The sequence below is a fragment of the Telluria aromaticivorans genome (assembly GCF_013003915.1).
Lineage (GTDB): Bacteria > Pseudomonadota > Gammaproteobacteria > Burkholderiales > Burkholderiaceae_D > Telluria > Telluria aromaticivorans.
In genome coordinates this window covers 212,813-236,948 of sequence record NZ_JABAIV010000008.1, presented here as the reverse complement: position 1 = coordinate 236,948, position 24,136 = coordinate 212,813, and the positions used below count along the sequence as shown (strand labels likewise).

Below are 24,136 nucleotides of genomic sequence, written 5' to 3'. Positions count from 1 at the left end.
GCGGTAGCGCAAAATCTAAGGCGAATGGCCAGGAAGCTAGCCCCACTAGCGCATATCGGAAACCTAAAGACGAGCTAGCTCAGCTTCAGCAGGTATAGTTTGTACTTAAATTCGGAAAGCTTACTGTACAAGCCCGCCGATCTCACTCTTGCCAGAGAGTTTTTCAACACAATAGGTCGGAAGCGGACGGCCACGGCCTCGAGTTCCCGACCTGCAGCGGATAAAGTTCAACAACGATCTAACATTTGCAAATGCTTGAAATATGAAAGAAGCAAACAAGAAAAAATCTCCAGGCTGGAGTGATGTCAAAACGATATTGGCAGACTTCGACCGTGCCCGTGTCCTGGCCTTGCTCCAGGACCTATACTCTTCCAGCAAAGAAAATCAGGCATTTCTGCACGCGCGATTTGGACTCGGCACCGATCCACTGCTGACTTACAAAACGTCGATTTCGCGCTGGATCTGGCCGGACGTTTCCCGGGCTCAGGACATTTCGATCGCCAAGGCAAAGAAAGCCATAGGCGATTACAAGAAGGCCGTTGGCCGTCCCGACGAACTAGCTGAGTTGATGACATTCTATTGCGAGCAGGCCGTAGGCTTTTGTCGCGAGGTCGGACTCTCAGATGAAGATTTTTTCGCTTCACTGATGGGCATGTTTGCGCTGGCCTTGAAGTCGACTACGACACTTACCCCGGCACAACGCACACATTTGTTAGCGCGTCTTCACGAAACGAGTCGGCTTAGCCATGACTTGGGCTACGGCTTAGGTGACGAAATGGATGAGCTCATGAATGAATACCGCGATGTGGGTTAGACAAATACCAGCGTTCGGACCGGGCTGCCTAAAATGATGGCGCTGGCAAGAGCCGCTACGAGTCGATTAGCCAATCAGTTCGCGCCAGTGGGCCAGCTTCTGCTCGAAACTGAGCGCCATATGCGCCGGCGAACTCGACGGCAGCACGACAACGCGATAGCCATGCTGCGCAAACTGCGGCGCGAACTTGCCCGATGTCTGCCCATTGAACCCGACTGTTTCCAGTTCGGGACACAAGCGGTGAAGCCGTTCGAAGTCATTGGCAGCCGGATTGCGGATCGCGGAATCGAGACTACCTTTGCGTTCGCATCCCGCCAGCACGTCCCACAAACCGAAGCGATGCGCGAGAAGGCGCGGCAGGCGTTCGGCATAAGGTAACGAATTCAGGTCTTCTCCGACCAAGGCACCGACTAGCTTCCAGAACTGGTTGCGCGGATGGGCGTAATACTGCTGCGCGGCGAGCGAGGCGGCGCCGGGGAAGCTGCCGAGGACCAGCACGCGGATGCTGGGCGCGATCACAGGGGCGAGCCCAGTCAGGGCCGCGGAAGGCGGAATGTCGGTGGAAGGCAGCATCGGGGCATTGTAGTCCCTGCCGCCAGACACACTCCACGCTACGGGCCCGTGTAGAACCGGGCCGCGGCCATGATCCGTATCAGCTGTGGATGTATTTGCTGAAGGTGTCGCTGAAGTCGCGCCGGGTATGCGTCTCCAGCACGGCGGTATTCACGGCAGCCAGCAAATCGCCGAACTGGCTGGCCACGCTGCCGCCAGCCGGCACCGCATTCAGCTTGTGCATCGCAGCGGTGGCGTCGAGCGCGCGCAGGGCGTTGTCGCGGCCGACCGCATCGCGGTGCTGCTGCTTGCCGATCGAGTACAAGGCCTTGTAGATATCCTTGATTTGTTCGATGTGGGATTTCTTGATATCGATATTGAAGGCGGTTTCGCCCGCGTTGAATTTGAGTTCGACGTCCATGTCCAGGGTGCCGGCAGTCTCGATACTGACATTGGCGATGCGGGAGGATGCGTATTCGTAGCGCTTGATCGACCGCTTCGACGACACGGCGGAATCGCCGTCGACGTGGATCAGGGCGAGGTTGGTGAAGCAATACTCGTCCTTCTTGCTCTTGATGAGGAAGAAAATCTGTTCGCCGTCTTCCGAGAACAGGTAGTCGTCGGCGTCGACCTTGTCGTAATCCGCAGGCGCGACGATCACGCCGATATCGCTGATGCCGAGGGCTTCTGCTGCCAGTCGCTTGAACATGTCCAGGTCTCCATCGCTGTGAAAGATCCGTATTTATACAGGCAAGCGCGCCTGTCGTGCTAGAGGAAGAACACAGGACAGCACGCGCTCTCCCCAATGGAAGAAAAAAACGGCGGGCACTCGCGTACCCGCCGCAAAGGGCAGAAACACCTGGAGAACTGGCTTATTTCATGGCGACCGAAGCGTTATCGATGCGACCAGCATCCCACCCGCCGCCGAGCGAACGAATCAAGGCCACCGTCGTCACCGCACGGTTGCCGCGCAGCTGGACGGCCGCGCGTTCCACTGTCGCCAGGTTGCGCTGCGCGTCCAGCAGCTCGATGTAGCTGGAGCGGCCGGCGTCATACAGCTTCTGCGCCAGGTCGGCCGAGCGCCGCGCCGAGACCTGGGCCGCGTCGATCTGCTCGGCCTGTCCACCCAGGATGCGCAGGCCAGCCAGGTTGTCCTCGACTTCGGCAAAGGCCGTGAGCACGCTCTGGCGGTAGACGCCCACCGATTCTTCCAGCACCGCTTCGCTGCGCTCGACATTGGCGCGGTTGCGGCCGCCGTCGATGATCGGCAGCGAGGTCAACAAGCCCAGCACCCACGAACGGCTGCTCCAGCGGAACACGTCGGAAAAGGCGCCGCCGATGCCGCCTCCGGCCGCGCTGATGGTCAAGGCCGGGAACATCGCGCCGCGCGCCACGCCGATGCGGGCGTTCGATGCTTCCATCGCACGCTGGGCGGCATTGATATCGGGACGGCGCTCCAGCAGCGAGGACGGCAGGCCGGCGGGAATCGCCGGCAGCAGGGTGGCGTCCAGCAGCGGGCTCGGGCCGGCGATGTAGTTCGCCGCCGGTTTGCCCAGCAGGACCGCCAGCGCATGCTCGGTGGTCGCGCGCTGGCGCTGCAGGCCGATCGCTTCTGCGCGCGCTGTCGCCAATTCGGTGCGGGCACGCGACAAATCGAATTCACCGATATCGCCCAGGTCGAAGCGGCGCTGGGTCAGCTTCACGCTTTCGTTACGCAAGTTCACCGTCTGCGCCACCGTATCCAGCTCGGCATCGAGCGCGCGCAGGCGGAAATAGGTTTGCGCGACGTCCGCCTGCAGGGCCAGCAGCACCGAACGGTAGTTCGCCTCACTGGTGGCCGCATCGCCCTTCGCCGCCGAGACGCCGGCCGCCACGCGGCCGAACAAATCGACTTCGTAGCTGGCGCTCAGGCTGGCTGAATAGCTGGTTTGCGGCTGAATGGGCGTGCCCTGCGGCTGGCCTGCTTCCAGGGCCGACGGGCGGGCGCGCTGGGCGCCGATGCCGAGGCCGACCTGCGGCATGCGGTCGGCATTGGCGATACCCGCAATCGCCCTCGCCTGCTTGACGCGGCTTGCCGCCACCGACAGGTTCGCGTTGTTGGCCGTGGCTTCCTGCACCAGCGCGGTGAGCGCGGGGTCCTGGAAAGCCAGCCACCATTCGCCGCGCGGCTGCTGTTCGGCCGGCTGTGCCGGCTTCCAGCGGGCGCCGTCGACGCCCTCGACCACCGCTGTCTGCGACTCGCGGAACGCCGTCGGCGTCTCGATGGCCGGCTGCTTGAAGTCGGGGGTGGCGCAGGCGGTGAGCAGCAGCGCCGCCAACAGCGGGGCCACGCCCCTTGCGATCATGTTGTTCATTTCAATGCACTCCTTCCAGGTCCAGGACCGGGGTTTTCGCGGCCGGGACTTTTTTCTCGAAACGCTTGGCGAACGTACGCAGCAAGACATAGAACAGCGGCGTCAGGAACAGGCCGAAGAAGGTCACGCCCAGCATGCCGAAGAACACCGCCACACCCATCGCATGGCGCATCTCGGCGCCGGCGCCGGTCGAGAACACCAGCGGCACCACGCCCATGATGAAAGCGATCGAGGTCATCAGGATCGGACGCAGGCGCAGCCGGCTTGCTTCCAGAGCGGCTTCGACGACGCTGCGGCCATGGTCTTCCAGTTCTCTAGCGAATTCCACGATCAGGATCGCGTTCTTCGAGGCCAGCCCCACCAGCACGAACAGCGCGATCTGGGTGAAGATGTTGTTGTCGCCGCCGGTCAGCTTCACGCCGATCAGCGCGCACAGGATCGACATCGGCACGATCAGGATCACCGCCAGCGGAAGGGTCCAGCTTTCGTACTGCGCGGCCAGCACCAGGAAGACCAGCAGCACGCACAGCGGGAACACATACACCATGGTGTTACCGGACAAAATCTCCTGGTAGGTCAGGTCGGTCCATTCGTAGGCGATCCCTTTCGGCAGCGTCTCCATGGCCAGCTGCTCCATGATGGCTTGCGCCTGGCCCGACGAGACGCCCGGGGCCGCGCCGCCATTCAGGTCGGCCGCCACGTAGTTGTTGTAGCGCTGGACGCGGTCCGGGCCATAGCTGTCCTTCACCTGCATCAGCGACGACAGCGGGATCATCTCGCCCTTGTCGTTGCGCACCTTGAGCTGGGCGATCTGCTCGGGCTGCGAGCGGAACTGCGCGTCGGCCTGCACCCGCACCTGGTAAGTGCGGCCGAACTGGTTGAAGTCGTTCACGTACAGAGAGCCGAGGTTCACCTGCAAGGTCTGGTAGATGGTCGCCAGCGGCACGCCGAGCTGCTTGGCCTTGACCCGGTCGACGTCCGCGAACAGCTGCGGCACGTTGATCTGGTAGCTCGAGAACACGCCCGCCAGTTGCGGCGTGGCCCAAGCCTTGGCCTGCAGCGCCTGCGTGGCCTGGTAGAGCGCGTCGTAACCGAGGTTGCCGCGGTCTTCCAGCATCAGCTTGAAGCCGCCGGTCGTGCCCAGGCCATTCACCGGGGGCGGCGGCAGGACCATGACGAAGGCGTCTTCCACCGCGCCCATGCGCTTGTTGATCTCGGCGGCGATGGCTTCGGCCGACTGCTCCTTGCCCTTGCGTTCGCTGGTCGGCTTGAGCGAGGTGAACACGATGCCGGCGTTCGGTGCATTGGTGAAGCCGTTGATCGACAGGCCAGGGAAGGCAATCGACGATTCCACGCCAGGGATTTCTTTGGCGATGGCCGACATGCGGCGGATCACGGCATCGGTGCGGTCCAGCGAAGCGGCATCCGGCAACTGTGCGAAGCCGATCAGGTAACCCTTGTCCTGGGCCGGCACGAAGCCCGGCGGCACCACCTTGAACATGAAGATCGCGGCCACGCCCAGGGCCAGGTAGACGCCCAGGGTCGCGGTCTTGCGGCGCAGGACCGTTTTCACGCCACCTTCATAGCTGTGCGAGGCACGGCCGAAGAAGCGGTTGAAGGCGGCGAAGAAGCGGCCAAAGACCTTGTCCATGATGCGGGTCAGGCCATCTTTCGGCGCGTCGTGGGCTTTCAACAGCGCAGCCGAGAGTGCCGGCGCCAGGGTCAGCGAAGCAAAGGCCGAGATCACGGTCGAAATCGCGATGGTCAGGGCGAACTGGCGATAGAACTGGCCGGTCAGGCCCGCAACGAAGGCGATCGGCACGAACACGGCGCACAGCACCAGCGCGATGGCGATGATCGGGCCGGACACTTCCTTCATCGCCTGGATGGTGGCGTCGCGCGGGCTCAAGCCGTTGCCGATATTGCGCTCGACGTTTTCCACCACCACGATGGCGTCATCGACCACGATGCCGATCGCCAGCACCAGGCCAAACAGCGACAGGGTATTGATCGAGAAGCCGAACATCAGCATCACGGCAAAGGTACCAACCACCGATACCGGCACCGCCAGCAGCGGGATGATCGAGGCGCGCCAGGTCTGCAGGAAGACGATCACCACCAGCGCCACCAGCACCACAGCCTCCAACAGGGTCATGATCACGGAATCGATCGACTCGCGCACGAACTGGGTCGGGTCATACACGATGCTGTACTCGACGCCTTCCGGGAAGTCTTTCGACAGTTCGTCCATCTTGGCACGCACGTCGCTCGACAGTTGCAGCGCATTCGCATTCGGCGCCTCGAAGATCGGGATCGCGACCGCCGACTTGTTGTTCAGCAGCGAGCGCAGCGCGTAGGAGCTGGAACCCATCTCCAGGCGCGCCACGTCCTTCAGGCGCGTGACGGCGCCATCTTCGCCGGCCTTGACCACGATCGCTCCGAATTCCTCGACCGATTGCAGGCGGCCCTGGGTGTTCACGGTCAGCTGGAACTGGGCGTCCTTGGTGGGCCCCTGGCCGACCACGCCGGCCGCGACCTGCACGTTCTGCTCGCGGATCGAGGACACGATGTCGCCCGCGGTCAGTCCGCGCGCCGCCACCTTCTGCGGGTCGAGCCAGATGCGCATGGCGTAGTCGCCCGAGCCGAACAGCTGGACCTCGCCCATGCCGTTCAGGCGCGCCAGCTGGTCCTTGATGTTCAGCACCGCGTAATTGCGCAAGTAGAGGTCGTCGTAACGGCCGTCCGGCGAATTCAGGTGGACCACCATGGTCAGGTTCGGCGAACTTTTTACTGTCGTCACGCCGATCTGGCGCACCTCTTCCGGCAGGCGCGGCAGCGCGCGCTGCACGCGGTTCTGCACCTGGCTCTCGGCACGGTCGATGTCGGTGCCGATCGCGAAGGTCAGGGTCAGGGCCAGCGCACCGTCCGAGGTGTTCTGCGAGGTCATGTAGAGCATGTCCTCGATGCCGTTGATCTGCTCTTCCAGCGGCGCAGCCACGGTTTCGGCGATCACCTTCGGGTTGGCGCCCGGGTACTGTGCGCGCACCACGACGGAAGGCGGCACCACGTCCGGGTATTCGGAGATCGGCAGCTGGAAGATCGAGATCAGGCCGCCGACGAAGATGATCACCGACAGCACGACCGCGAAGATCGGCTTGTCGACAAAGAATCTAGAAAAGTTCATGTTCTTACTCCTTGCCAGCCGTGTTCAGGGCGACCTTGGTTCCGCCCTTGGCCGCTGCTGCAGTCGGATCGGCGTCCATCGCCACCATCTGCGCCGTGACCGGGGCGCCGGGGCGCACGCGCTGCAGGCCGTTGACGACGATCTTCTCGCCGGATTTCAGGCCGCTGCGCACCACGCGCATGCCGTCCACCACGGGACCGAGCGTGACCGGGCGGTACTCGGCCTTGCTGTCGGCACCGACCACCACCACGTACTTGCGGCTCTGGTCGGTGCCGACGGCGCGCTCGTTGATCACCACCGCATTGCCGGCGACGCCGCTGCCCACCTGGATGCGGGCGAACAGGCCGGGCGCCAGCAGGCGGTCCGGGTTTGCCAGGGTGGCGCGCATGCGCACGCTGCCGGTAGTGGCGTCGAGCTGGTTGTCGACGAATTCGAGCTTGCCTTCGTGCGGGAAGCCTTCTTCATTCGTCAGGCCCACTTTCACGACAGCCGGCTGGCCGCGCTGGGCACGGGTGCCGACGCGCAGGTAGGTTTCTTCGTCGCCGTCGAAGCTGGCGTAGATGCGATCGAGCGAGACGACCGAGGTCAGTACCGCCGTTGCGTCGACCAGGTTGCCGAGGGTGATCTCGGCTTTCGAGACGCGGCCGTCGATCGGCGCGGTCACCCGGGTGTAGGCCAGGTTCAGGCGCGCCGCTTCATGCTGCGCCTGGGCGGCGCGGGCGCTGGCGTCGAGTTCCTTCTGGCCCGCGGATTTCTCGTCGAATTCACGCTGGGCGATGGCCTTGTCGGCCAGCAGCCGTTCGGCGCGCTGCAGTTCCAGGCGGGCCAGGTCGGCACGGGCACGGGCGGCATTCGCGGCGGCGCCGGCGCGGTCGGCTTCGGCCTGGTAGGGACGCGGATCGATCACGAACAGCAGGTCGCCCTTCTTGACTTCGGCGCCCGGCTTGAAATTGACGGCGGTGATGTAGCCACTGACGCGCGGGCGGATCTCGACCACTTCGATGGCTTCCAGGCGGCCCGAGAACTCCTGCGTTTCCGCGACCGGCTTCTCGAACACAACTGCCGCGGAGACCGGCGGCCCGGCTGGCGCGGCGGCAGGTTCGGCCTTGCTGTTGGCGTCGGCGCAGCCGGTGAGCATGGCGCCTGCCAGGCCCGCGGCTGCGAGCGCAGCCACCAGGATTCGTACGCTGCCCTTGCGTTGTTGGTGGTTATTCATGATGAACCTTTCTTATGTGTGGAGACAAAAACGTCGCTCGCCGAGGGCGCGAGCAGAAAACGGGGAAAAGGGGGCCCCTCCGCGCCTGAAGGCGCGGATGCCGGATTCGTTACTGGTGAGTGGACCGACCGCTGCGGGTCAGGTCAGGATGCGGGACCTAGCCCCGACATCGGCAGCGCATGGCGCCGAGGTGGCCGGCGTCGATGCCGCGGGGTGCAGATGCCTTGTTCATGGCTCACCTCTTTCTTGAAATGGGTCCCTCACGCCGCGCGAGGCGGCGAATTTTGGGAAAAACGGGGCCTCCCCGCGCCTGGAAGGCACGGTGGTTGGGGAGGCGCTAAGGGTTAAAGCTGGTGCTGGCCGGTCAGCGATCCAGTCCGGCAAGGAAGGTCGCCATCTCCGCGAGCGCGTGCACCTTGCATGCACATTCATTGCGCCCGTTCGGGTCTTGCAGCGGGGCCGGCGGCATGCGACGCACCGTCGTGCGCACGCCGGCGTTAATCAGTTTGGCGCCGTATTGTTCGGCCTCGTCGCACAATGGATCGTCTTCGGCGGACAGGATCAGGGCCGGCGGCAGGTTCTTCAACCGCGTCGAACGCAGTGGCGAAGCGTACGGGTGCGCGCGGTCGGCCGCATGCGGCAGGTAGCCGCGGTAGGCGGCGGCGCAATCGGTGCTCAGCTTTTCGCGGTCCGGGCAGCCGTTCAGCTGGCGCATCGAGCCGGTGGACAAGCCAGGGTCGAGCATCGGCATGATCAGGATCTGGCCGGCCAGCTTGGGCGCGGCGCGGTCGCGCGCCATCAGGGCGCACACGGCGGCCAGGTTGGCGCCGGCCTCGATGCCGGCCACCACCAGCTTCTTGCCGGTCCAGCCAAGCTTCGCCTTGTTCTTCGTGGTCCACAGCAGCACGGCGTGGGCATCTTCCACCGCGGCCGGGAACGGGCTGACGGTGGCGAGCGTGTAGTTCGAGGCCAGCACCACGCGCTCGTCATTGCATTCGGCCAGGTGGCGCAGGAATTCGTCGGCTTCCTGCAGGTCGCCGTCGACAAAACCGCCGCCATGGAAGAACACGATCAGCGTGTCGCGCTTGACCTGGGCGCCGACCGCGTTTTTCAGGTACAGGCGGGCGGCCAACGGGCCCTGGGCGCCGCCCACTTCGAGCTCGCGCACCACGACTGCGCTGGCCTGTTCCAGCACTGCGCTCATGGCTGGCTCCGGTTTGGCGCCAGCGCCAGGCGGTTCGCATCGCCATCAGGGCAGTCGTCGCAACTCATCTCCACCTGCAGCGAGAGCGCCTTCAGGCCGCGCGCTTCGGCGCCGGCGGCCTGCGAATAGACGTCGGTTCCCAGCAGGCCCGCGAGTGCCAGCCCGCCGAGGGCGACGGTGACCGTGTTGAAGAGTGAGTTCCGGATGCTCATGAGCTGCTCCATGTGTTTACTTTTTGCTGCGATGCACACAATATAGTCTTCATCTACAATCGGATAAAGATGGCAATATCGAATTGATTGTTCAGATTTCCGAACAATCGCATCAAACTGGACAAAGGAGTCCAACATGAACAAGCTCCAGGCCATGGAAGTCTTCATCCAGGTCGTCGACTGCGGCAGCTTTACCAAGGCGGCCGAGATGCTGAACCTGCCCAAGGCCACGGTCTCGACCCTGGTCCAGACGCTCGAGACCACGCTCTCGGTCAAGCTGCTGCACCGCACGACGCGGCAGGTGATGATCACCTCCGACGGCGCCGCCTATTACGAGCGCTGCATCCAGATCCTGTCGGACGTGCGCGACGCCGAGGAATCTCTGTCGCGCCACCGGCTTAGCCCGAGCGGGCGCCTGCGCGTCGATTCGCCCACCGGGCTGTCGTCGGAAATCCTGATACCCGCCCTGCCCGCCTTCTTCGAGCGCTATCCGGACATCACGATGGAGCTGGGCAGCACCGACCGCGTGATCGACCTGGTCGAGGAAGGCGTCGACTGCGCGGTGCGCGGCGGCGAACTGCTGGACCAGAACCTGATCGCGCGCCGCATCGGCGTGATCAATTTCGTCACCTGTGCCTCGCCCGCCTATCTCGAACGCCACGGGATGCCGCAGCACCCGCGCGACCTCGAGCGCCACCGCTGCGTCAACTATTTCTCGGCCAAGACCGGCAAGATCCTCAACTGGGATTTCACCCGCGACGGCGAGCGCATCGAGGTGGCACTGCCCGGCGCCATCGCCCTGAACGATTCGAACGCCTATGTGCAGGCGGGCCTGGCCGGGCTGGGCGTGATCATGATGACCGACTACCTGCTGATCGAGCACATCACGGCCGGGCGCATGGTCCAGGTCCTGCCCGATTGGAGCATCGACCCGCTTCCGGTGCACATCGTCTATCCGCAGAACCGCCACCTGTCGGCCAAGGTGCGGGTGTTCGTGGAATGGGTGTCCGAGCTGTTTGCGGGGCATCCGAATTTGCGGCTGCAGGCGCCGAAAGCGGTGGTGGCCAGCAGTGCCACCGTGCTGGAGACGGTGTAGAATCGGGCGAAAAGGGCCTGCTCGAAAGCAGGCCACAACAATGCCGGAGACAAGCATGGACTACAGCTCGCAACCCCGTAACATCGACATTTTGCTGGCGCGCTATGGCGACAGCCACCAGGACCACACCAACGAGATCATCCACTTCGTGTGCATCCCGCTGATCGTCTTCAGCCTGCTGGGGATCCTGTGGGCGATCCATCCGGTGGTGGCGGTGGCCGTCACGCTTGGCTCGCTCTATTACTACACCAAGCTGTCGCGTGGGTTTGCGATCGGGATGGGCGTGATGAGCGCCGTGATGTTGGGGATTTTGGCGCTGATGCCGGCGATGACGGTGCTGCCGGTGTCGATTGCGGTCTTCGTCGTGTCGTGGATCGGGCAGTTCATCGGGCACAAGATCGAGGGGAAGAAGCCGTCGTTTTTTGACGACCTGCGGTTCCTGTTGATCGGGCCCCTGTTTGTTTTGAGCTTCCTGTATCGGCGCTTCAAGCTCGCCTATTAACGTAGGGCGGGCGGGTCTCCCGCCCGCGCGTTCAAATCACGTCCGCAAAGACGCACCGTGGTTGTTTAGCGTTCGTTGAACGCGCGGGCGGGGAACCCGCCCACCCTACAAAGGCGGGCCGCATCGCGGTTTGGGCCGGACGAGAAACGCGGCGCCCCATAGCATCGCGCCGTGCGGGAAACCGGCTAAGCACGTATACTCCCGCGATGCCCTCTTCCGTCCTCTTTACCGTCGCCTCGCTGATCTGGGGCTCGACCTTCTTTGCCATCACCCTGCAGCTGGGAGAAGCCCCGCCCGCCGTGTCGGTGGCTTACCGCTTCTTCCTTGCCGCGGCCACGCTGTTCATCATCTGCATCGTACGGCGCGACCGCCTGGCGCTTCCGCTGCGCACCCACGGCTGGATCGCGCTGCAGGGCGTACTGACCTTCTGCATCTCCTACCTCTGCACCTACGAATCCGAGCAGTACGTGGTGTCGGGGCTGGTGGCCGTGATGTTCGCCCTGATGGTGTTCTGGACGCCGCTCCTGAGCCGCCTGTTCTTCGGTACCGGCATCTCGACACGCACGATCGCATGCGGCGTGGTGGCCATCGCCGGCGTCGTGCTGCTGTTCTCGCATTCGCTCACTACCGCCTGGAACGATTACCAAGCAGGGGGCAGCGCCAAATTCATCGCCGGCGTGATCCTGGCGCTGGTGGCGACCATCGCCAGTTCGGCCGGCAGCATCGTGGTCAGCAAGGTGCAGCAGGAGTGCTCGAACCTGCCGCTCACCATGGCCTGGTCGATGCTGTGGGGTGCGTCGCTGGTCACCGTGTGGTCGCTGCTCCATGGCGACAGCTTCGTGCTACCTTCCAGCGCGACGTATTGGGGTGGGCTGGTCTACCTGTCGATCTTCGGTTCGGTGATCGCCTTCTTCGCCTACTTCACCCTCATCAACCGCATCGGTGCGCAGAAGACCGTGTATATCGGCGTCGTCACGCCGGTGCTGTCGGTGCTGCTCTCGATCCAGCTCGAGGGCTACCGTCCCGGCCCGGTCGAATTCGCCGGCATGATCCTGTGCCTGGCCAGCGTGGCCTGGGCCCTGCGCGCGCCCGCAGCGAAACCGGTGCAATCCGCAAACCTGAACAACGCCATCGAAACCCCATGACCCAATTTGCCATCCGCCCTGCCACGCCACTAGATGTCGTCCACATCCAGGCCATGATCCTGGAGCTGGCCGTATTCGAGAAACTCGAACACCTCGTGGCATCCACTGAAGCCCTGCTGCACGAAGGCCTGTTCGGCGCGCGCCCGTCGTGCGAAGCCATCGTCGGCGAAGAGAACGGCGAGGTCGTCTGCTTCGCCCTGTTCTTCCACAATTTCTCGACCTTCCTCACGAAGAAGGGCCTGTACCTGGAAGACCTCTACGTGCTGCAGTCGCACCGCGGCAATGGTTACGGCACGAAGATGCTGGCCCGCCTGGCGCAGATCGCGGTCGAACGCGAGTGCGGCCGCTTCGAATGGTCGGTACTGGACTGGAACGAGCCGGCCATCCAGTTCTACAAGTCGATGGGCGCGGACGTCATGCCCGACTGGCGCATCTGCCGCCTGACCGGCGACACCCTCACCGCCATGGCCGAACGCCAAAGCTGAAGCACAAAGAAAAACCCACGGGCCTGGAGGGCGCCGTGGGCGAACCCATTTTTACAAATGGGGAGGGGAGATAGTGAAACACACAGCTAGACTATAAGTGTGCTTCCTTAATCCGGGATTAATCTTTACCGGCGGTTACTATTATTGCGACCGTTTAAGTAATAATTCCCGAGCTGGAATCTGGCGGCTTGACGCCAATCAAGAAAAGCAAGGTCAGCCGAAGATTAGTGGAGCATGCGTGACGAATACGCGCCGCAGCCATCTGCGCGGCGCATCAAACAGGCGTCAAGCGGCTGAGATATGCGCCGGACGCAGCACGCCGCCGTTCACCACGGCGCGGCAGGGATTGAAGCCCATTGCATAGGCCAGGTCGGCCGGACGGGCGATGTCCCACAGGGCCAGGTCGGCCACCTTCCCTACTTCGAGCGTCCCGATCTCGCTCTGGAGACCGAGCGCACGCGCAGCCTGGGTGGTAGCTCCCTGCAGCGCTTCCTGCGGCGTCAGGCGCCACAGCGTACACGCCATGTTCATCGCCAGCAGCAGGGAGGACATCGGCGAGGTGCCGGGATTGCAGTCGGTGGCCACGGCCATCGGCACACCGGCCTCGCGCAGTGCGGCGATGGGTGGCGGCACGGTCTCGCGCAGGAAGTAGTAAGCACCCGGCAGCAGCACCGCCACCGTGCCGGCGCGTGCCATGGCGTCGATGCCTTCTGGCGTCAGGTGTTCGAGGTGGTCGGCCGACAGGCCGCCATAGCGCGCGACGAGTTCGGCGCCGCCCTGGTCGGATAGCTGCTCGGCATGCAGCTTGACCGGCAGCCCGAGCGTGCGCGCGGCGGCGAACAGGCGTTCGGTCTGGGCATAGCTGAAACCGATGCGCTCGCAGAAAGCGTCCACCGCATCGACCAGCCCCTGTTCCGCCAGCTGCGGCAGCATCCGTTCGCATAATTCATCGACATAGGCCTCGGGCCGGCCGGCGAATTCCGGCGGCAGCGCATGGGCGCCCAGGAAAGTGGTGGCGACACGCACCGGCAGGCGCTGCGCCACCTGGCGTGCGGCGCGCAGCATGCACCCTTCGGCCGCCAGCTCCAGGCCATAGCCTGACTTGATCTCGATGGTGGTCACGCCTTCGGACAGGAGCTGCGCCACGCGCGGCAGGCTTTGCGCCAGCAGCGCCTCGACATCGGCCTGGCGAGTGGCGCGCACCGTGGACATGATGCCGCCGCCCTGGCGCGCGATGTCTTCGTAGGTGGCGCCGTTCAGGCGCGCCTCCCATTCGTTGCTGCGGTTGCCGGCGTGGACGATGTGGGTGTGGCAGTCGACCAGGCCCGGCGTCATCCACATGCCGCCGCAGTCGTGTTCAGCGCTTGCCGCCGGCGCATCGCTGCGCGCGCCCAGCCAGGCGATGCGGCCATCCTTGACGGCGAGCGCGGCATCCTGCATCTCGCCGTAGCCTTCCACCATCGTCGCCAGGCGCACGTTGGTGAACAGCAGGTCCACCACCTTACTCATACGACTCTTCGTCCTCTTCGCTGTGGTAGTAGACGTCGACGATATAAATCATCGCCTGCCCTGCCTCCAGCTTCCAGACCGAGCCCGCTTCGAGCACCACGGCATCGAAGCGCACAAGGCCGATGCGCTCTTTTTCGTTGCGCAGCTCCAGCGCTTCGCCTTCGGCCAGGAACAGCACGGTGATGTCGGCGCGCGCAACAAACGTGGAGATGCCGGTGAGCCGGCGCCGCCCGAAGGTGTGGTAGCAGCGGTCGCTGCGCGTCATCGCATTGAAGTCGGTGCTGCCGCCGCGGCTCAGCTTCGCCGTGACGTTCGAGCTGCCGTCGAAGGCGATCACCGGATCGCCGTCGGTAACCAGCACCGGATCGCCGTCGATGTCAAGCAGCATGCCGTGGCCTTCCACCAGCGCCAGCGTGCGGTCGACGCCCGGGAACTGCGAGAAGGTGCCGTCCTTCTCGATGGTGGCCAGGCTGACACGCCAGTCGAAATCCTCGAACCCGGAATCCGGCGGGCCGATGGCGATTTCGGTCGTGCTGCCGCCGCCGTTTTTCCACGGAACCGGGGTCAGACCTGCGAATGGAATCAGTACGGTCATTGGCTCACCTCGCGTAATTCATGAACGGCTTGTCGGTAGCGCTGCGCGATCGCGTCCTGCGCCATGTGGCGGCCTGCCTGCACCACCCAGCGCCCGCCGCACAGCACGTCGCGCACCAGGTTATCGTTACCGCAGAACAGGAAGCGGCCGAGGACATCCTCGTCCGCCACGCCATCCAGGTTCGGATGGGTCCCGTCCAGCACCAGCAGGTCGGCACGCCGGCCTTCTTCCAGCGCGCCGACCTTGCGGCCGGTGGCTTGCGCACCGCCGCGCAACGCAGCTTGCCACAAGTACTGGCCGATGTCGCGCTGTTCGGGTGTGGACGCGATATTGCGGCGCTGGTGCCTAAGGCGCTGGCCGTATTCCAGCCAGCGCAATTCTTCGACCGGGCTTTGCGACACGTGGCTGTCGCTGCCGATGCCGAAGCGCCCGCCGGCCTCGATGAAAGGCTGCAGCGGGAACAGGCCGTCGCCGAGGTTGGCTTCGGTGGTCGGGCACAGGCCGGCCACCGCGCCGCTAGCGGCCAGCGCGCGCACTTCTTCGTCGTTCAAGTGGGTGGCATGCACCAGGCACCAGCGTTCGTCCACGGCGACCTGCTCCATCAGGTATTCGACCGGACGCCGCCCGGCAAAGGCGATGCTCTGGTCGACTTCGGCCTGCTGCTCGGCGATATGGATGTGCAGCGGACGTCCCGCAGGCAGTCCGGCGGCCAGCTCGCGCACCTGCCGGATGGTCGCCGCGCGCAGCGAATGTGGCGCGGCGCCGACTTCGAGCTGGGGGCCGCGCAGGGCGCCCAGCGCATCGACGATGCCGAGAATGTCGTCGACACCGGTGCGGAAGCGCCGCTGCTCTGCGCGCAGGGGCTGTTCGCCGAAGCCGGCGTGGCTGTACAGCACCGGCAGCAGGGTCAGCCCCATGCCGGTGGCATGGCCGGCGGCTGCGACCCGCTCGGCGGTTTCGGCCGGGCGGGCATAGGTTTCCCCATCCGGACCGCGCTGCAGGTAGTGGAATTCGCACAGCGAGGTATAGCCGTGGCGCAGGCATTCGACGAACAGCTGGGCGGCGATGGCCTCGATCTGTTCCGGCGTGATGCGGGCGGCGAAGCGGTACATCAGGTCGCGCCAGGTCCAGAAGCTGTCCGGACCCTCGCCGGCACGCTCGGTAAGCCCGCCCAGCGCGCGCTGGAAGGCGTGCGAGTGCAGGTTGACCATGCCCGGCACCACGTAGTCGGCGCGCGCGACGCCCAGCGGCGGCGCGGCCTGGGGCACCACCCGGGTCAGGTCGCCGTGCACGTCCCATTCGAGCAGCACGTCGCGCTGCCACCCCTGTGGGAGCAACGCATGGCGGGCAAACAAGGCCCTCATGTGCGCACCCATTCGGCGGCGGAGCCGATCATGGCGCGCAGCAGCGGCTGCACTTCAGCCGCCACATCGGGACGGTAGTCGAAAGGCGCCGCTTCGTTCATATACAGGCACTGGCACATCTCGAGCTGGATCGCGTGCACGTTATCGTGCGGCTGGCCGTATTTGCGGGTGATGTGGCCACCCTTGAAGCGGCCGTTGACGGCCATGCTGAAACGGTCCTGCGCACGGGCCAGGCCCACCACCGCCTGTTCCAGGCCCGGCGCGCAGGACGTGCCGTCGGCGGTGCCGAAGTTCAGGTCGGGCAGGCGGCCTTCGAAGAAGCGCGGCACGGTGGAGGCGATCGAGTGGGCGTCGCATAGCACCACGCGGCCGAACTCGGCCTTCAGGCGGTCGAGTTCCGCGCGCAGCTGGACGTGGTAGGGCATCCAGTAGTGCTGCAGGCGGCGCTGCACCTCGGCTTCGTCCGGCGCCCTGCCCGGCAAGTAGAGGCTTTCGCGTCCGAAGGTGTCGACCGGGCACAGCCCGGTGGTATCCATGCCCGGGTAGAGATTGGTGTTCTCGGGCGGGCGGTTCAGGTCGATCAGGTAGCGCGACCAGCGCGCCGAGATGGTCGACACGCCCATCTCTTCCAGGAAGCCGTACAGTTCGGGCAGGTGCCAGTCGGTGTCCGCGCGCGCAGCGGCGCAGGGCGCCATCGTGCTCGCTACCTCGTCCGGGATGTCGGTGCCCGCATGGGGCATCGACACGAGCACCGGAAGCCTGCCTGCCTTGAACCGAAAATCCATTGCCTCTCCTGGGTAGATTGTGAAGGGTCGGTGCTTATGGGTGTAATGCTACAAACAGTTCCTTGATTGATGCCGACAGCTCGCCGTTCACCACCATCCTGCGCGCAGCCTCGATGTCCGGGGCGAAGAAGCGGTCCGCGTCATACGGGGCAACCTTCTCGCGCAGCTGGGCATGCACGTGCTCGAGGTGGGTCGACGTCCTCAAGGGGCGGTGGAATTCGATGCCCTGCGCCGCGGCCAGCAGCTCGATTCCCACGATCACCGACGTATTGTGCGCCATCTGGTCCAGACGGCGCGCCGCGAAGGTGGCCATGCTGACATGGTCTTCCTGGTTGGCCGAGGTCGGCAGGCTGTCGACGCTGGCCGGATGGGCCAGCGACTTGTTTTCCGACGCCAGCGCGGCCGCAGTGACGTGGGCGATCATGAAGCCGGAATTCAGGCCCGGCTCGCGCACCAGGAAGGCCGGCAGGCCGGACAGGTTGGCATCGATCAGCAGCGCGATGCGGCGCTCGGACAGCGCGCCGATCTCGGCAATCGCCAGGGCCAGCGTGTCGGCGGCAAAGGCCACCGGCTCGGCGTGGAAGTTGCCGCCGGAGAGGATGTCGCCGGACGCGGCAACATCCGGCCCCGCCGGGAACAGCAGCGGGTTGTCGGTCACGGCATTGGCTTCGATCAGCAAAGTGCGGCCGGCGTTGGCGATGATGTCCATCGCCGCGCCCATGACTTGCGGCTGGCAGCGCAGGCTGTACGGGTCCTGCACGCGCTCGTCGCCCACCAGGTGCGAGGCGCGGATGGCGCTGCCCGCCACCAGTTCGCGGTAGATGCCGGCGGCGGTGATCTGGCCCGGCTGGCCGCGCACCGCGTGTATGCGCGCGTCGAACGGGGCATCGCTGCCGCGGGCGGCGTCGAGCGACAGCGAGCCGGCCACCATGCCCGCTTCCAGCACGCGTTCGGCCATGAACAGGCCGTGCAGGGCCAGCGCGGTCGAGACCTGGGTGCCGTTGATCAGGGCCAGGCCTTCCTTGGCGACCAGGGTCACCGGTTCGATGCCGGCGGCGTTCAAAGCCTCACTCGCCTCGACAATCTCGCCTTTGTAACGCACCGGCCCCACGCCGAGCATGGCGAGCGTCATGTGGGCCAGCGGCGCCAGGTCGCCCGAAGCGCCGACCGAGCCCTGGCAGGGAATGGCCGGCATGATGCCCGCGTTGTATAGCGCGATCAGGGTTTCGATGATCACCGGGCGCACGCCCGAATAGCCGCGCGCCAGGCTGCCGATCTTGGTCAGCACGATCAGGCGCACGATGTTGTCCTCGATGAGCGGGCCGGTGCCGACCGCATGCGACAGGATCAGGTTGCGCTGCAGGGTAGCCAGCTGGTCGTTCGGGATATGGGCCTTGGCCAGGATGCCGAAGCCGGTGTTGATGCCGTAGGCCGGGTCGCCCTTGGCGACGATGGCATCGACCAGGGCGAGCGAGGCCTTGATCGCCGGCCAGGCGGTGGAGGCAAGGGTCAGCGGCGCATGGCCGGCCCAGACCGCGCGCAGGTCGCTCAAGGCCAGCTGGCCAGGATTCAGGTTGATGCCGTGGTTCGATTCGTTCATATCGTTACTGCCTTACTTGATCATCGGGAGGTTCAGGCCGTTGCGCTTGGCCGTGTCGATCGCGGTTTCGTAGCCGGCATCGGCATGGCGCATCACGCCCGAACCGCTGTCGTTCACCAGCACGCGCGCCAGGCGTTCGGCGGCGGCGTCGGTGCCGTCGGCCACGATCACCACGCCGGAGTGCTGCGAATAGCCCATGCCCACGCCACCGCCGTGGTGCAGCGAGACCCAGGTGGCGCCGCCGGCGGTGTTCAGCAGCGCATTGAGCAGCGGCCAGTCGGACACTGCATCGGTGCCGTCGCGCATGGCTTCGGTTTCGCGGTTCGGGCTGGCGACCGAGCCGGTATCCAGGTGGTCGCGGCCGATCACGATCGGCGCCTTCAGTTCGCCCGTGCGCACCATCTCGTTGAAGGCGAGGCCGGCGATGTGGCGCTCGCCCAGTCCCAGCCAGCAGATGCGCGCCGGCAGGCCCTGGAAGGCGATGCGCTCGCGCGCCATGTCGAGCCAGCGGTGCACCTGCGCGTGATGCGGAAACAGCTCCTTGATCTTGGCGTCGGTTTTATAGATATCTTCCGGGTCGCCCGACAGCGCCACCCAGCGGAACGGGCCGCGGCCCTCGCAGAACTGGGGACGGATATAGGCCGGCACGAAGCCGGGGAAGTCGAAGGCATTCTCGACGCCTTCGTCTTTCGCCACCTGGCGGATGTTGTTGCCGTAGTCGACCGCGTGGCAGCCCATCGCCTTGAAGTCGAGGATGGCGCGCACGTGCGTCGCGCAGGATGCCGCGGCCGCGCTCTTCAGGCGCGCATGCTGGGCCGGATCCTGCTGGGCGGCCTTCCATTCTTCCACCGTCCAGCCGCTCGGCAGGTAACCGTTGATCAGGTCGTGCGCCGAGGTCTGGTCGGTGACCAGGTCCGGCTTGATGCCGCCCGCTTGCGCGCGGCGCACCAGTTCCGGCAGCACGTCGGCGGCATTGCCGAGCAGGCCGATGGAGACGGCTTCGCGTTTCTCGACTGCGTCCTTGATCATGGCCAGCGCTTCGTCGATGTCCTTCGCCTGCTTGTCGAGGTAGCGGGTGCGCAGGCGGAAGTCGATGCTGGTTTGCTGGCATTCGACCGTGAGCGATACCGCGCCCGCAAAGGTCGCGGCCAGCGGCTGGGCGCCGCCCATGCCGCCCAGGCCTGCAGTCAGGACCCAGCGGCCCGCCATGTCGCCGCCGAAGTGCTGGCGGCCGGCTTCGGCAAAGGTCTCGTAGGTGCCCTGCACGATGCCCTGGGTGCCGATATAAATCCAGCTGCCGGCGGTCATCTGGCCGTACATGAACAGCCCCTTGCGGTCCAGCTCATTGAAGTGTTCCCAGTTGGCCCATTTCGGCACCAGGTTGGAATTCGCCAGCAGCACCCGCGGCGCGTCCGGGTGGGTGCGGAACACGCCGACCGGCTTGCCGGACTGGATGAGCAGGGTTTCGTTGTCTTCGAGTTCGCGCAGCGAAGCCAGGATCTGGTCGTAGCATTCCCAGTTGCGCGCGGCGCGGCCGATGCCGCCGTAGACCACCAGCGCCTGCGGGTTTTCCGCGACCTCGGCGTCGAGGTTATTCTGGATCATGCGGTAGGCGGCTTCGGTGAGCCAGCTCTTGCAGGAAAGTTCGGTGCCGCGCGGGGCGCGGATGGAGCGCGTCGGGTCGAAGCGCGGGTCTGTGGACGTTGGCTGGGTCATGGCGGCTCCTAATGGAAGTGCGATGAAGTCTAGGTTGTCTATACAACCAAGTCAACCGGTTTTGGTGGTGCTTGCGTTGATGCTCTTCGTAGGGTGGGCGGGTTTCCCGCCCGCGCGTTCAATCGGCGGGTGATCAAACGGATCGGCGTTTCATACGATGTTTGAACGCGTGGGCGGCGAAGCCGCCCACCCTACGGGATGTCGATTACTTTTTGAACACCTGCTTACCCGCGACCCACGTCTCCAGCACGCCGGTCTTGTGGATGTCATACGTCGGCATGCGGAACAAATCGCGGTCGATCACGATGAAGTCGGCGTGCTTGCCCGGCTCCAGCGAGCCCAGGGTGTTTTCCTGGTGGCCCGCGTAGGCTGCGTCCAGCGTGAAGCAGCGGAAGGCTTCCTTCAGCGACATCGCCTGGTTCGGGTACCAGCCGGCCACCGGCTGGCCGGCGGCGTCCATGCGGGTCACCGCCGCGTGGATGCCGAAGAAGGGATTCGGCGACTCCACCGGGAAGTCGGAACCGCAGGCGATGCGCGAGCCCTGGTGCAGGAAGCTGCGCCAGGCGTAGGCGCCCTTGATGCGTTCCCGACCGACGCGGGTCTCGGCCATGTTCTTGTCGGAGGTCGCGTGGGTCGGCTGCATCGACGGGATGATGCCGAGCGACTTGAAGCGCGGGATGTCCTCGAGCGCCACGACCTGGGCGTGCTCGATGCGGTGGCGCTGGGCGCCGCTCTTCGTCGCACCGACTTCCTTCTTGTAGATGTCGAGGATCTGCTTGTTGCCGGCGTCGCCGATGGCGTGCACGTTGACCTGGTAGCCCTTGCGCATGGCCTTGGTCATCATGGCGTCCATCTGCGCGGTCTTGAAGAACAGCAGGCCGTGCGAGTGCGCCTCGTCGCTGTACGGCTTGATGAGCGCCGCGCCGCGGCTGCCCAGGGCGCCGTCGGAATACAGCTTCACGGCGCGCAGCGCGTACATGCCGTCCGCATAATCGCGCAGCGGCCCGTTTTTTGCCAACTGGTCAAAATCCTTGTCGGTGCCGCCGATCATGCCGTAGACGCGTGCGGTCAGCTTCTTGTTGTCGGCGTAGTCGCGGTACAGGCGGTCTTCCGCCACGCCGACGCCGGCATCGTGCACGGCGGTGAGGCCGACCCGCGCCAGCTCCTGCAACGAGCGATCGAGCATCGTGCGGCCCTCGGCTTCGGTCTGCGCCGGCATGACCTTGGTCACCAGTTCCTGCGCGGCGTCGACCAGCACGCCGGTCGCTTCGCCGTTCGCGTCGCGCATGATCTTGCCGCCGGCCGGATCCGGCGTCGACTTGGTGATGCCGGCCAGCGCCAGCGTGCGGCTGTTGGCCCAGCCCGCGTGGCCGTCGACGCGCTCCAGCCATACCGGGCGGCTTGATTCGACCGGATCGAGATCGGCAGCGATCGGGAAGCGGCCCAGCTTCCAGTTTTCCTGGTTCCAGCCGCGGCCGCGGATCCAGGCCAGGCCCGCATTCGAGCGCGCATAGGTGGCGATGGCACGGGTCGCATCCGCCAGCGAGGTGGTACTCGACAGGTCGAGCTGGGTCAGCTGCTGGCCCAGGCCGAACACGTGGCCGTGGGCGTCGATCAGGCCCGGCAGCACGGTGCGCCCGCCCATGTCGACCTGGCGCGCGCCCTTTGCTTTTGCCGCGACCTCGGCGGCAGTGCCGACGGCGGTAATGCGGCCCTTGTCGTCGTAGGCCAGCGCGCTGAACTGCACCAGCTCGCCCTTGCTGTTGAGGGTGTAGCCGTTGGCGTTGGTGATGACGGTGTCGGCATGGGCCGATGTCGCCACACCAAGGACGCCGAGGCCGGCAAGGACAATCAGGGAAGACAGGGGGATCCGGCGCGCGCGCATAGGCTTTTTTTCTCCGTGTTGAATGGGTTCGACGCCTTGTGGGCGTGGCACGGAGAAGTGTATAGGAATGGGAGCAGCGGGAGAAGCGCTCAGAGGGCGTCGTGGAAGATGATCCCCAGCGTATGCCGGGTGCCGCTGCGCAGGCGGCTGACGCCATGGCGCATCGCCACGCGGTAGACGCCGCGCGTGCCCTGCACCGGCCGATGATTGACCGCGAACACGACCGCGTCGCCCTGCCCGAGCGGCACCACTTCGGCGCGCGACTGCATGCGCGGGCGCTGCTCGGTCAGGACGAATTCGCCGCCTTCGAAATCCACGCCGGGTGTCGACAGCAGCACCGCCACCTGCAATGGGAATACCAGCTCGCCATATAAATCCTGGTGCAGGCAGTTGTAGTCGCCCTCGCGGTAGCGCAGCAGCAGCGGGGTCGGCTTCACCTGCCCGGCCGCATGGCAGCGCGCCAGGTAGGCTTCGTGATCGGCCGGGAAGCGCGTGTCGATCCCGAGCAGCTCGTGCCAGCGGTTGGCGATCCCTGCCAGCGGCGGATACAGCGCAGTGCGCAGCGCAGCCAGCGGCGCCGGCAGCGGATAGGCAAAATACTGGTACTGGCCGCGCCCGAACCCGTGCTGCTGCATCAGCACCCGGCTGCGGAACAGCGCGGGCCGGTCGTACAACGCCGCCGCCGCCATGCAGTCCGCATGCCGGAGCAGCCCGGGAATGAGCGCGCAGCCGAAGGCATCGAGCTCGCCGGCAACGCGCTCCCAGTCCACGTCTATCATTGGCCCGCCTCGCGCTCGAGCAGCGTGCGCTTGCGCTCCACGCCCCAGCGGTAGCCGGACAGCGCGCCGTCAAGGCGCACCACGCGGTGGCAGGGAATCGCCACTGCCACCGGGTTCGCCGCGCAGGCGCCGGCCACGGCGCGGGCGCCTAGCGGCAAGCCGATGCGCTCGGCCAGTTCGGCATAGCTGACGGTGGAGCCGGCCGGCACCGCGCGCAGGGCTTCCCACACGCGGCGCTGGAAGGCGGTGCCGCGCACGTCGAGCGGCAGGTCGAGCCCGAGGCGCGGCGCCTCGACCAAACCCACCACCTGCGCCACCGTGCGTTCGAATTCAGGCTCCGCGCCCGCTAGTTCGGCCTGCGGGAAGCGCTCCTGCAAATCGCGCACCAGCGGCTCCGGCTCGTCGCCGATCAGGATCGCGCAGATGCCGCGGCTGGTCGCCGCCACCAGGATCGCGCCGAGCGAACAGGCGCCCACCGCGAAGCGAATGGTCTCGCCCTGTCCGCCCGCGCGGTAGCGCCCCGGCGTCATGCCCAGCTCGCCGGCGCTGGCTTCATAGAAGCGGCCGCTCGATCCATAGCCGGCATCGTAGAGCGCATCGGTGATGCTGGGCGCCCCGGCCAGTCCCTGCTGCAGGCGCGCGGTGCGGCGCGCGCTGGCATAGGCCTTCGGCGTGATGCCGGTCTGCGCCTTGAACACGCGGTGGAAGTGGAAGCGGCTCATGCCCACTGCCTGCGCCAGGGTGTCGAGGTCGGGCACATCTTCGGCTTCGTCGATCAGCCGGCAGGCGCGCGCCACCGCCTGCGCCTGGCGTTCGGCCAACGGCGGCAGGGTCGGATGACAGCGCTGGCAGGCACGGAAGCCCTGGCTTTCCGCAGCGGCGCAGCTGGCATGGAAGGCGACGTTGGCGCGCAAGGCGCCGCGCGACGGGCAGGAGGGCCGGCAGTAGATGCCGGTCGTGCGCACTGAATAATAGAACTGGCCGTCGGCGTCCGGGTCGCGCCGCTGCACGGCGGCCCAGCGTGCGTCGTCACTGTCGTAGATGCTGGTCATGGCGTTCATGGTGGATTCCAGGTGAGGGGCGATGGAGACAGCCTAAACCTCCGCTGCGCCCCCGGCACTCCGGGTCTTGCTTTCGAA

The 24,136-nt window shown here is 65.6% G+C and carries 21 protein-coding genes; 5 read left to right on the top strand and 16 right to left on the bottom strand.

The annotated features are described in order from the left end of the window. Positions 1 to 262: 262 nt before the first annotated feature. Entirely contained in the window at positions 263 to 814 is a 552-nt protein-coding gene (locus tag HGB41_RS20010) for a hypothetical protein (RefSeq protein WP_171087739.1), read from the top strand. A gap of 66 nt (positions 815 to 880) precedes the next feature. Here HGB41_RS20010 and HGB41_RS20005 read toward each other — a convergent pair whose 3' ends face one another. The 7 genes from HGB41_RS20005 to HGB41_RS19975 form a co-directional block, all read right to left on the bottom strand. Further along, on the bottom strand, positions 881 to 1,387 hold the full coding sequence (locus HGB41_RS20005; protein WP_171087737.1) for a DNA-deoxyinosine glycosylase: 507 nt from the start codon (positions 1,385 to 1,387) through the stop codon (positions 881 to 883). 79 nt (positions 1,388 to 1,466) lie between these two features. Beyond that, a complete protein-coding gene (locus tag HGB41_RS20000; protein WP_171087736.1) occupies positions 1,467 to 2,075 on the bottom strand; it encodes a PH domain-containing protein in 609 nt (202 codons plus the stop codon). Between the two features lie 163 nt (positions 2,076 to 2,238). Beyond that, positions 2,239 to 3,720 carry an efflux transporter outer membrane subunit gene (locus HGB41_RS19995; protein WP_171087734.1) on the bottom strand — a complete coding sequence of 494 codons (1,482 nt, stop codon included), beginning with the start codon at positions 3,718 to 3,720 and terminating at the stop codon, positions 2,239 to 2,241. 1 nt (position 3,721) lies between these two features. Continuing rightward, positions 3,722 to 6,904, bottom strand: coding sequence for an efflux RND transporter permease subunit (locus HGB41_RS19990; RefSeq protein ID WP_171087732.1), 3,183 nt, complete (start codon positions 6,902 to 6,904; stop codon positions 3,722 to 3,724). Between the two features lie 4 nt (positions 6,905 to 6,908). Further along, positions 6,909 to 8,120, bottom strand: a complete 1,212-nt coding sequence (locus tag HGB41_RS19985; protein ID WP_171087730.1) for an efflux RND transporter periplasmic adaptor subunit — start codon at positions 8,118 to 8,120, stop codon at positions 6,909 to 6,911. Positions 8,121 to 8,484: 364 nt separating this feature from the next. Further along, the gene (locus tag HGB41_RS19980; RefSeq protein WP_171087727.1) at positions 8,485 to 9,324 is read right to left on the bottom strand and encodes an alpha/beta hydrolase; all 840 of its coding nucleotides are present in this window, start codon (positions 9,322 to 9,324) and stop codon (positions 8,485 to 8,487) included. After that, positions 9,321 to 9,536, bottom strand: coding sequence for a hypothetical protein (locus HGB41_RS19975; protein WP_171087725.1), 216 nt, complete (start codon positions 9,534 to 9,536; stop codon positions 9,321 to 9,323). The genes HGB41_RS19980 and HGB41_RS19975 overlap by 4 nt, the downstream gene beginning before the upstream one ends. Positions 9,537 to 9,672: 136 nt before the next feature. Between HGB41_RS19975 and HGB41_RS19970 the strand changes: the two genes are divergently transcribed. The 4 genes from HGB41_RS19970 to HGB41_RS19955 all read left to right on the top strand — a co-directional run bounded on the left by HGB41_RS19970 (position 9,673) and on the right by HGB41_RS19955 (position 12,764). Further along, positions 9,673 to 10,632, top strand: coding sequence for a LysR family transcriptional regulator (locus tag HGB41_RS19970; RefSeq protein ID WP_171087723.1), 960 nt, complete (start codon positions 9,673 to 9,675; stop codon positions 10,630 to 10,632). Between the two features lie 55 nt (positions 10,633 to 10,687). Continuing rightward, on the top strand, positions 10,688 to 11,134 hold the full coding sequence (locus HGB41_RS19965; protein WP_171087720.1) for an Mpo1 family 2-hydroxy fatty acid dioxygenase: 447 nt from the start codon (positions 10,688 to 10,690) through the stop codon (positions 11,132 to 11,134). 206 nt (positions 11,135 to 11,340) lie between these two features. Then, positions 11,341 to 12,279 (top strand): DMT family transporter, encoded by a 939-nt coding sequence (locus HGB41_RS19960; protein WP_171087718.1) that lies wholly within the window; start codon positions 11,341 to 11,343, stop codon positions 12,277 to 12,279. Continuing rightward, complete coding sequence (locus tag HGB41_RS19955) at positions 12,276 to 12,764, top strand: GNAT family N-acetyltransferase (protein ID WP_171087716.1); 489 nt, start codon at positions 12,276 to 12,278, stop codon at positions 12,762 to 12,764. Before HGB41_RS19960 ends, HGB41_RS19955 begins: the two co-directional genes overlap by 4 nt. Before the next feature lie 285 nt (positions 12,765 to 13,049). Here the strand turns inward: HGB41_RS19955 and hutI are convergent, their stop codons facing one another. The 9 genes from hutI to ada all read right to left on the bottom strand — a co-directional run bounded on the left by hutI (position 13,050) and on the right by ada (position 24,058). Continuing rightward, the gene (gene hutI, locus HGB41_RS19950) at positions 13,050 to 14,273 is read right to left on the bottom strand and encodes an imidazolonepropionase (RefSeq protein ID WP_171087714.1); all 1,224 of its coding nucleotides are present in this window, start codon (positions 14,271 to 14,273) and stop codon (positions 13,050 to 13,052) included. After that, complete coding sequence (locus HGB41_RS19945) at positions 14,266 to 14,868, bottom strand: HutD/Ves family protein (RefSeq protein WP_171087712.1); 603 nt, start codon at positions 14,866 to 14,868, stop codon at positions 14,266 to 14,268. The genes hutI and HGB41_RS19945 overlap by 8 nt, the downstream gene beginning before the upstream one ends. After that, entirely contained in the window at positions 14,865 to 16,232 is a 1,368-nt protein-coding gene (locus HGB41_RS19940; RefSeq protein ID WP_171087710.1) for a formimidoylglutamate deiminase, read from the bottom strand. Before HGB41_RS19940 ends, HGB41_RS19945 begins: the two co-directional genes overlap by 4 nt. Continuing rightward, positions 16,229 to 17,017 carry an N-formylglutamate deformylase gene (gene hutG / locus HGB41_RS19935; protein WP_171087708.1) on the bottom strand — a complete coding sequence of 263 codons (789 nt, stop codon included), beginning with the start codon at positions 17,015 to 17,017 and terminating at the stop codon, positions 16,229 to 16,231. The genes HGB41_RS19940 and hutG overlap by 4 nt, the downstream gene beginning before the upstream one ends. A gap of 34 nt (positions 17,018 to 17,051) precedes the next feature. Then, a complete protein-coding gene (gene hutH / locus HGB41_RS19930; protein ID WP_171087706.1) occupies positions 17,052 to 18,617 on the bottom strand; it encodes a histidine ammonia-lyase in 1,566 nt (521 codons plus the stop codon). A gap of 12 nt (positions 18,618 to 18,629) precedes the next feature. Continuing rightward, positions 18,630 to 20,333, bottom strand: a complete 1,704-nt coding sequence (gene hutU, locus HGB41_RS19925; protein ID WP_171087704.1) for a urocanate hydratase — start codon at positions 20,331 to 20,333, stop codon at positions 18,630 to 18,632. A gap of 205 nt (positions 20,334 to 20,538) precedes the next feature. Continuing rightward, positions 20,539 to 22,218 carry an amidohydrolase gene (locus HGB41_RS19920; protein ID WP_171087702.1) on the bottom strand — a complete coding sequence of 560 codons (1,680 nt, stop codon included), beginning with the start codon at positions 22,216 to 22,218 and terminating at the stop codon, positions 20,539 to 20,541. 89 nt (positions 22,219 to 22,307) lie between these two features. Next, on the bottom strand, positions 22,308 to 22,997 hold the full coding sequence (locus tag HGB41_RS19915; protein WP_171087700.1) for a 2OG-Fe(II) oxygenase: 690 nt from the start codon (positions 22,995 to 22,997) through the stop codon (positions 22,308 to 22,310). After that, the gene (ada, locus tag HGB41_RS19910; RefSeq protein WP_371868559.1) at positions 22,994 to 24,058 is read right to left on the bottom strand and encodes a bifunctional DNA-binding transcriptional regulator/O6-methylguanine-DNA methyltransferase Ada; all 1,065 of its coding nucleotides are present in this window, start codon (positions 24,056 to 24,058) and stop codon (positions 22,994 to 22,996) included. Before ada ends, HGB41_RS19915 begins: the two co-directional genes overlap by 4 nt. Between the last annotated feature and the right edge of the window lie 78 nt (positions 24,059 to 24,136).

What these genes read in the sequence shown, in the direction of transcription:
- HGB41_RS19990 (WP_171087732.1), bottom strand. Translation starts at nt 6,904, where the DNA reads ATGAACTTTTCTAGATTCTTTGTCGACAAGCCGATCTTCGCGGTCGTG.
- HGB41_RS20010 (WP_171087739.1), top strand. Translation starts at nt 263, where the DNA reads ATGAAAGAAGCAAACAAGAAAAAATCTCCAGGCTGGAGTGATGTCAAA.
- HGB41_RS19955 (WP_171087716.1), top strand. Translation starts at nt 12,276, where the DNA reads ATGACCCAATTTGCCATCCGCCCTGCCACGCCACTAGATGTCGTCCAC.
- HGB41_RS19980 (WP_171087727.1), bottom strand. Translation starts at nt 9,324, where the DNA reads ATGAGCGCAGTGCTGGAACAGGCCAGCGCAGTCGTGGTGCGCGAGCTC.
- HGB41_RS19970 (WP_171087723.1), top strand. Translation starts at nt 9,673, where the DNA reads ATGAACAAGCTCCAGGCCATGGAAGTCTTCATCCAGGTCGTCGACTGC.
- HGB41_RS19920 (WP_171087702.1), bottom strand. Translation starts at nt 22,218, where the DNA reads ATGCGCGCGCGCCGGATCCCCCTGTCTTCCCTGATTGTCCTTGCCGGC.
- hutI (WP_171087714.1), bottom strand. Translation starts at nt 14,273, where the DNA reads ATGAGTAAGGTGGTGGACCTGCTGTTCACCAACGTGCGCCTGGCGACG.
- HGB41_RS19945 (WP_171087712.1), bottom strand. Translation starts at nt 14,868, where the DNA reads ATGACCGTACTGATTCCATTCGCAGGTCTGACCCCGGTTCCGTGGAAA.
- hutH (WP_171087706.1), bottom strand. Translation starts at nt 18,617, where the DNA reads ATGAACGAATCGAACCACGGCATCAACCTGAATCCTGGCCAGCTGGCC.
- hutG (WP_171087708.1), bottom strand. Translation starts at nt 17,017, where the DNA reads ATGGATTTTCGGTTCAAGGCAGGCAGGCTTCCGGTGCTCGTGTCGATG.
- HGB41_RS19965 (WP_171087720.1), top strand. Translation starts at nt 10,688, where the DNA reads ATGGACTACAGCTCGCAACCCCGTAACATCGACATTTTGCTGGCGCGC.
- HGB41_RS19940 (WP_171087710.1), bottom strand. Translation starts at nt 16,232, where the DNA reads ATGAGGGCCTTGTTTGCCCGCCATGCGTTGCTCCCACAGGGGTGGCAG.
- HGB41_RS19985 (WP_171087730.1), bottom strand. Translation starts at nt 8,120, where the DNA reads ATGAATAACCACCAACAACGCAAGGGCAGCGTACGAATCCTGGTGGCT.
- HGB41_RS20000 (WP_171087736.1), bottom strand. Translation starts at nt 2,075, where the DNA reads ATGTTCAAGCGACTGGCAGCAGAAGCCCTCGGCATCAGCGATATCGGC.
- HGB41_RS19915 (WP_171087700.1), bottom strand. Translation starts at nt 22,997, where the DNA reads ATGATAGACGTGGACTGGGAGCGCGTTGCCGGCGAGCTCGATGCCTTC.
- ada (WP_371868559.1), bottom strand. Translation starts at nt 24,058, where the DNA reads ATGAACGCCATGACCAGCATCTACGACAGTGACGACGCACGCTGGGCC.
- HGB41_RS19995 (WP_171087734.1), bottom strand. Translation starts at nt 3,720, where the DNA reads ATGAACAACATGATCGCAAGGGGCGTGGCCCCGCTGTTGGCGGCGCTG.
- HGB41_RS19975 (WP_171087725.1), bottom strand. Translation starts at nt 9,536, where the DNA reads ATGAGCATCCGGAACTCACTCTTCAACACGGTCACCGTCGCCCTCGGC.
- HGB41_RS19960 (WP_171087718.1), top strand. Translation starts at nt 11,341, where the DNA reads ATGCCCTCTTCCGTCCTCTTTACCGTCGCCTCGCTGATCTGGGGCTCG.
- HGB41_RS20005 (WP_171087737.1), bottom strand. Translation starts at nt 1,387, where the DNA reads ATGCTGCCTTCCACCGACATTCCGCCTTCCGCGGCCCTGACTGGGCTC.
- hutU (WP_171087704.1), bottom strand. Translation starts at nt 20,333, where the DNA reads ATGACCCAGCCAACGTCCACAGACCCGCGCTTCGACCCGACGCGCTCC.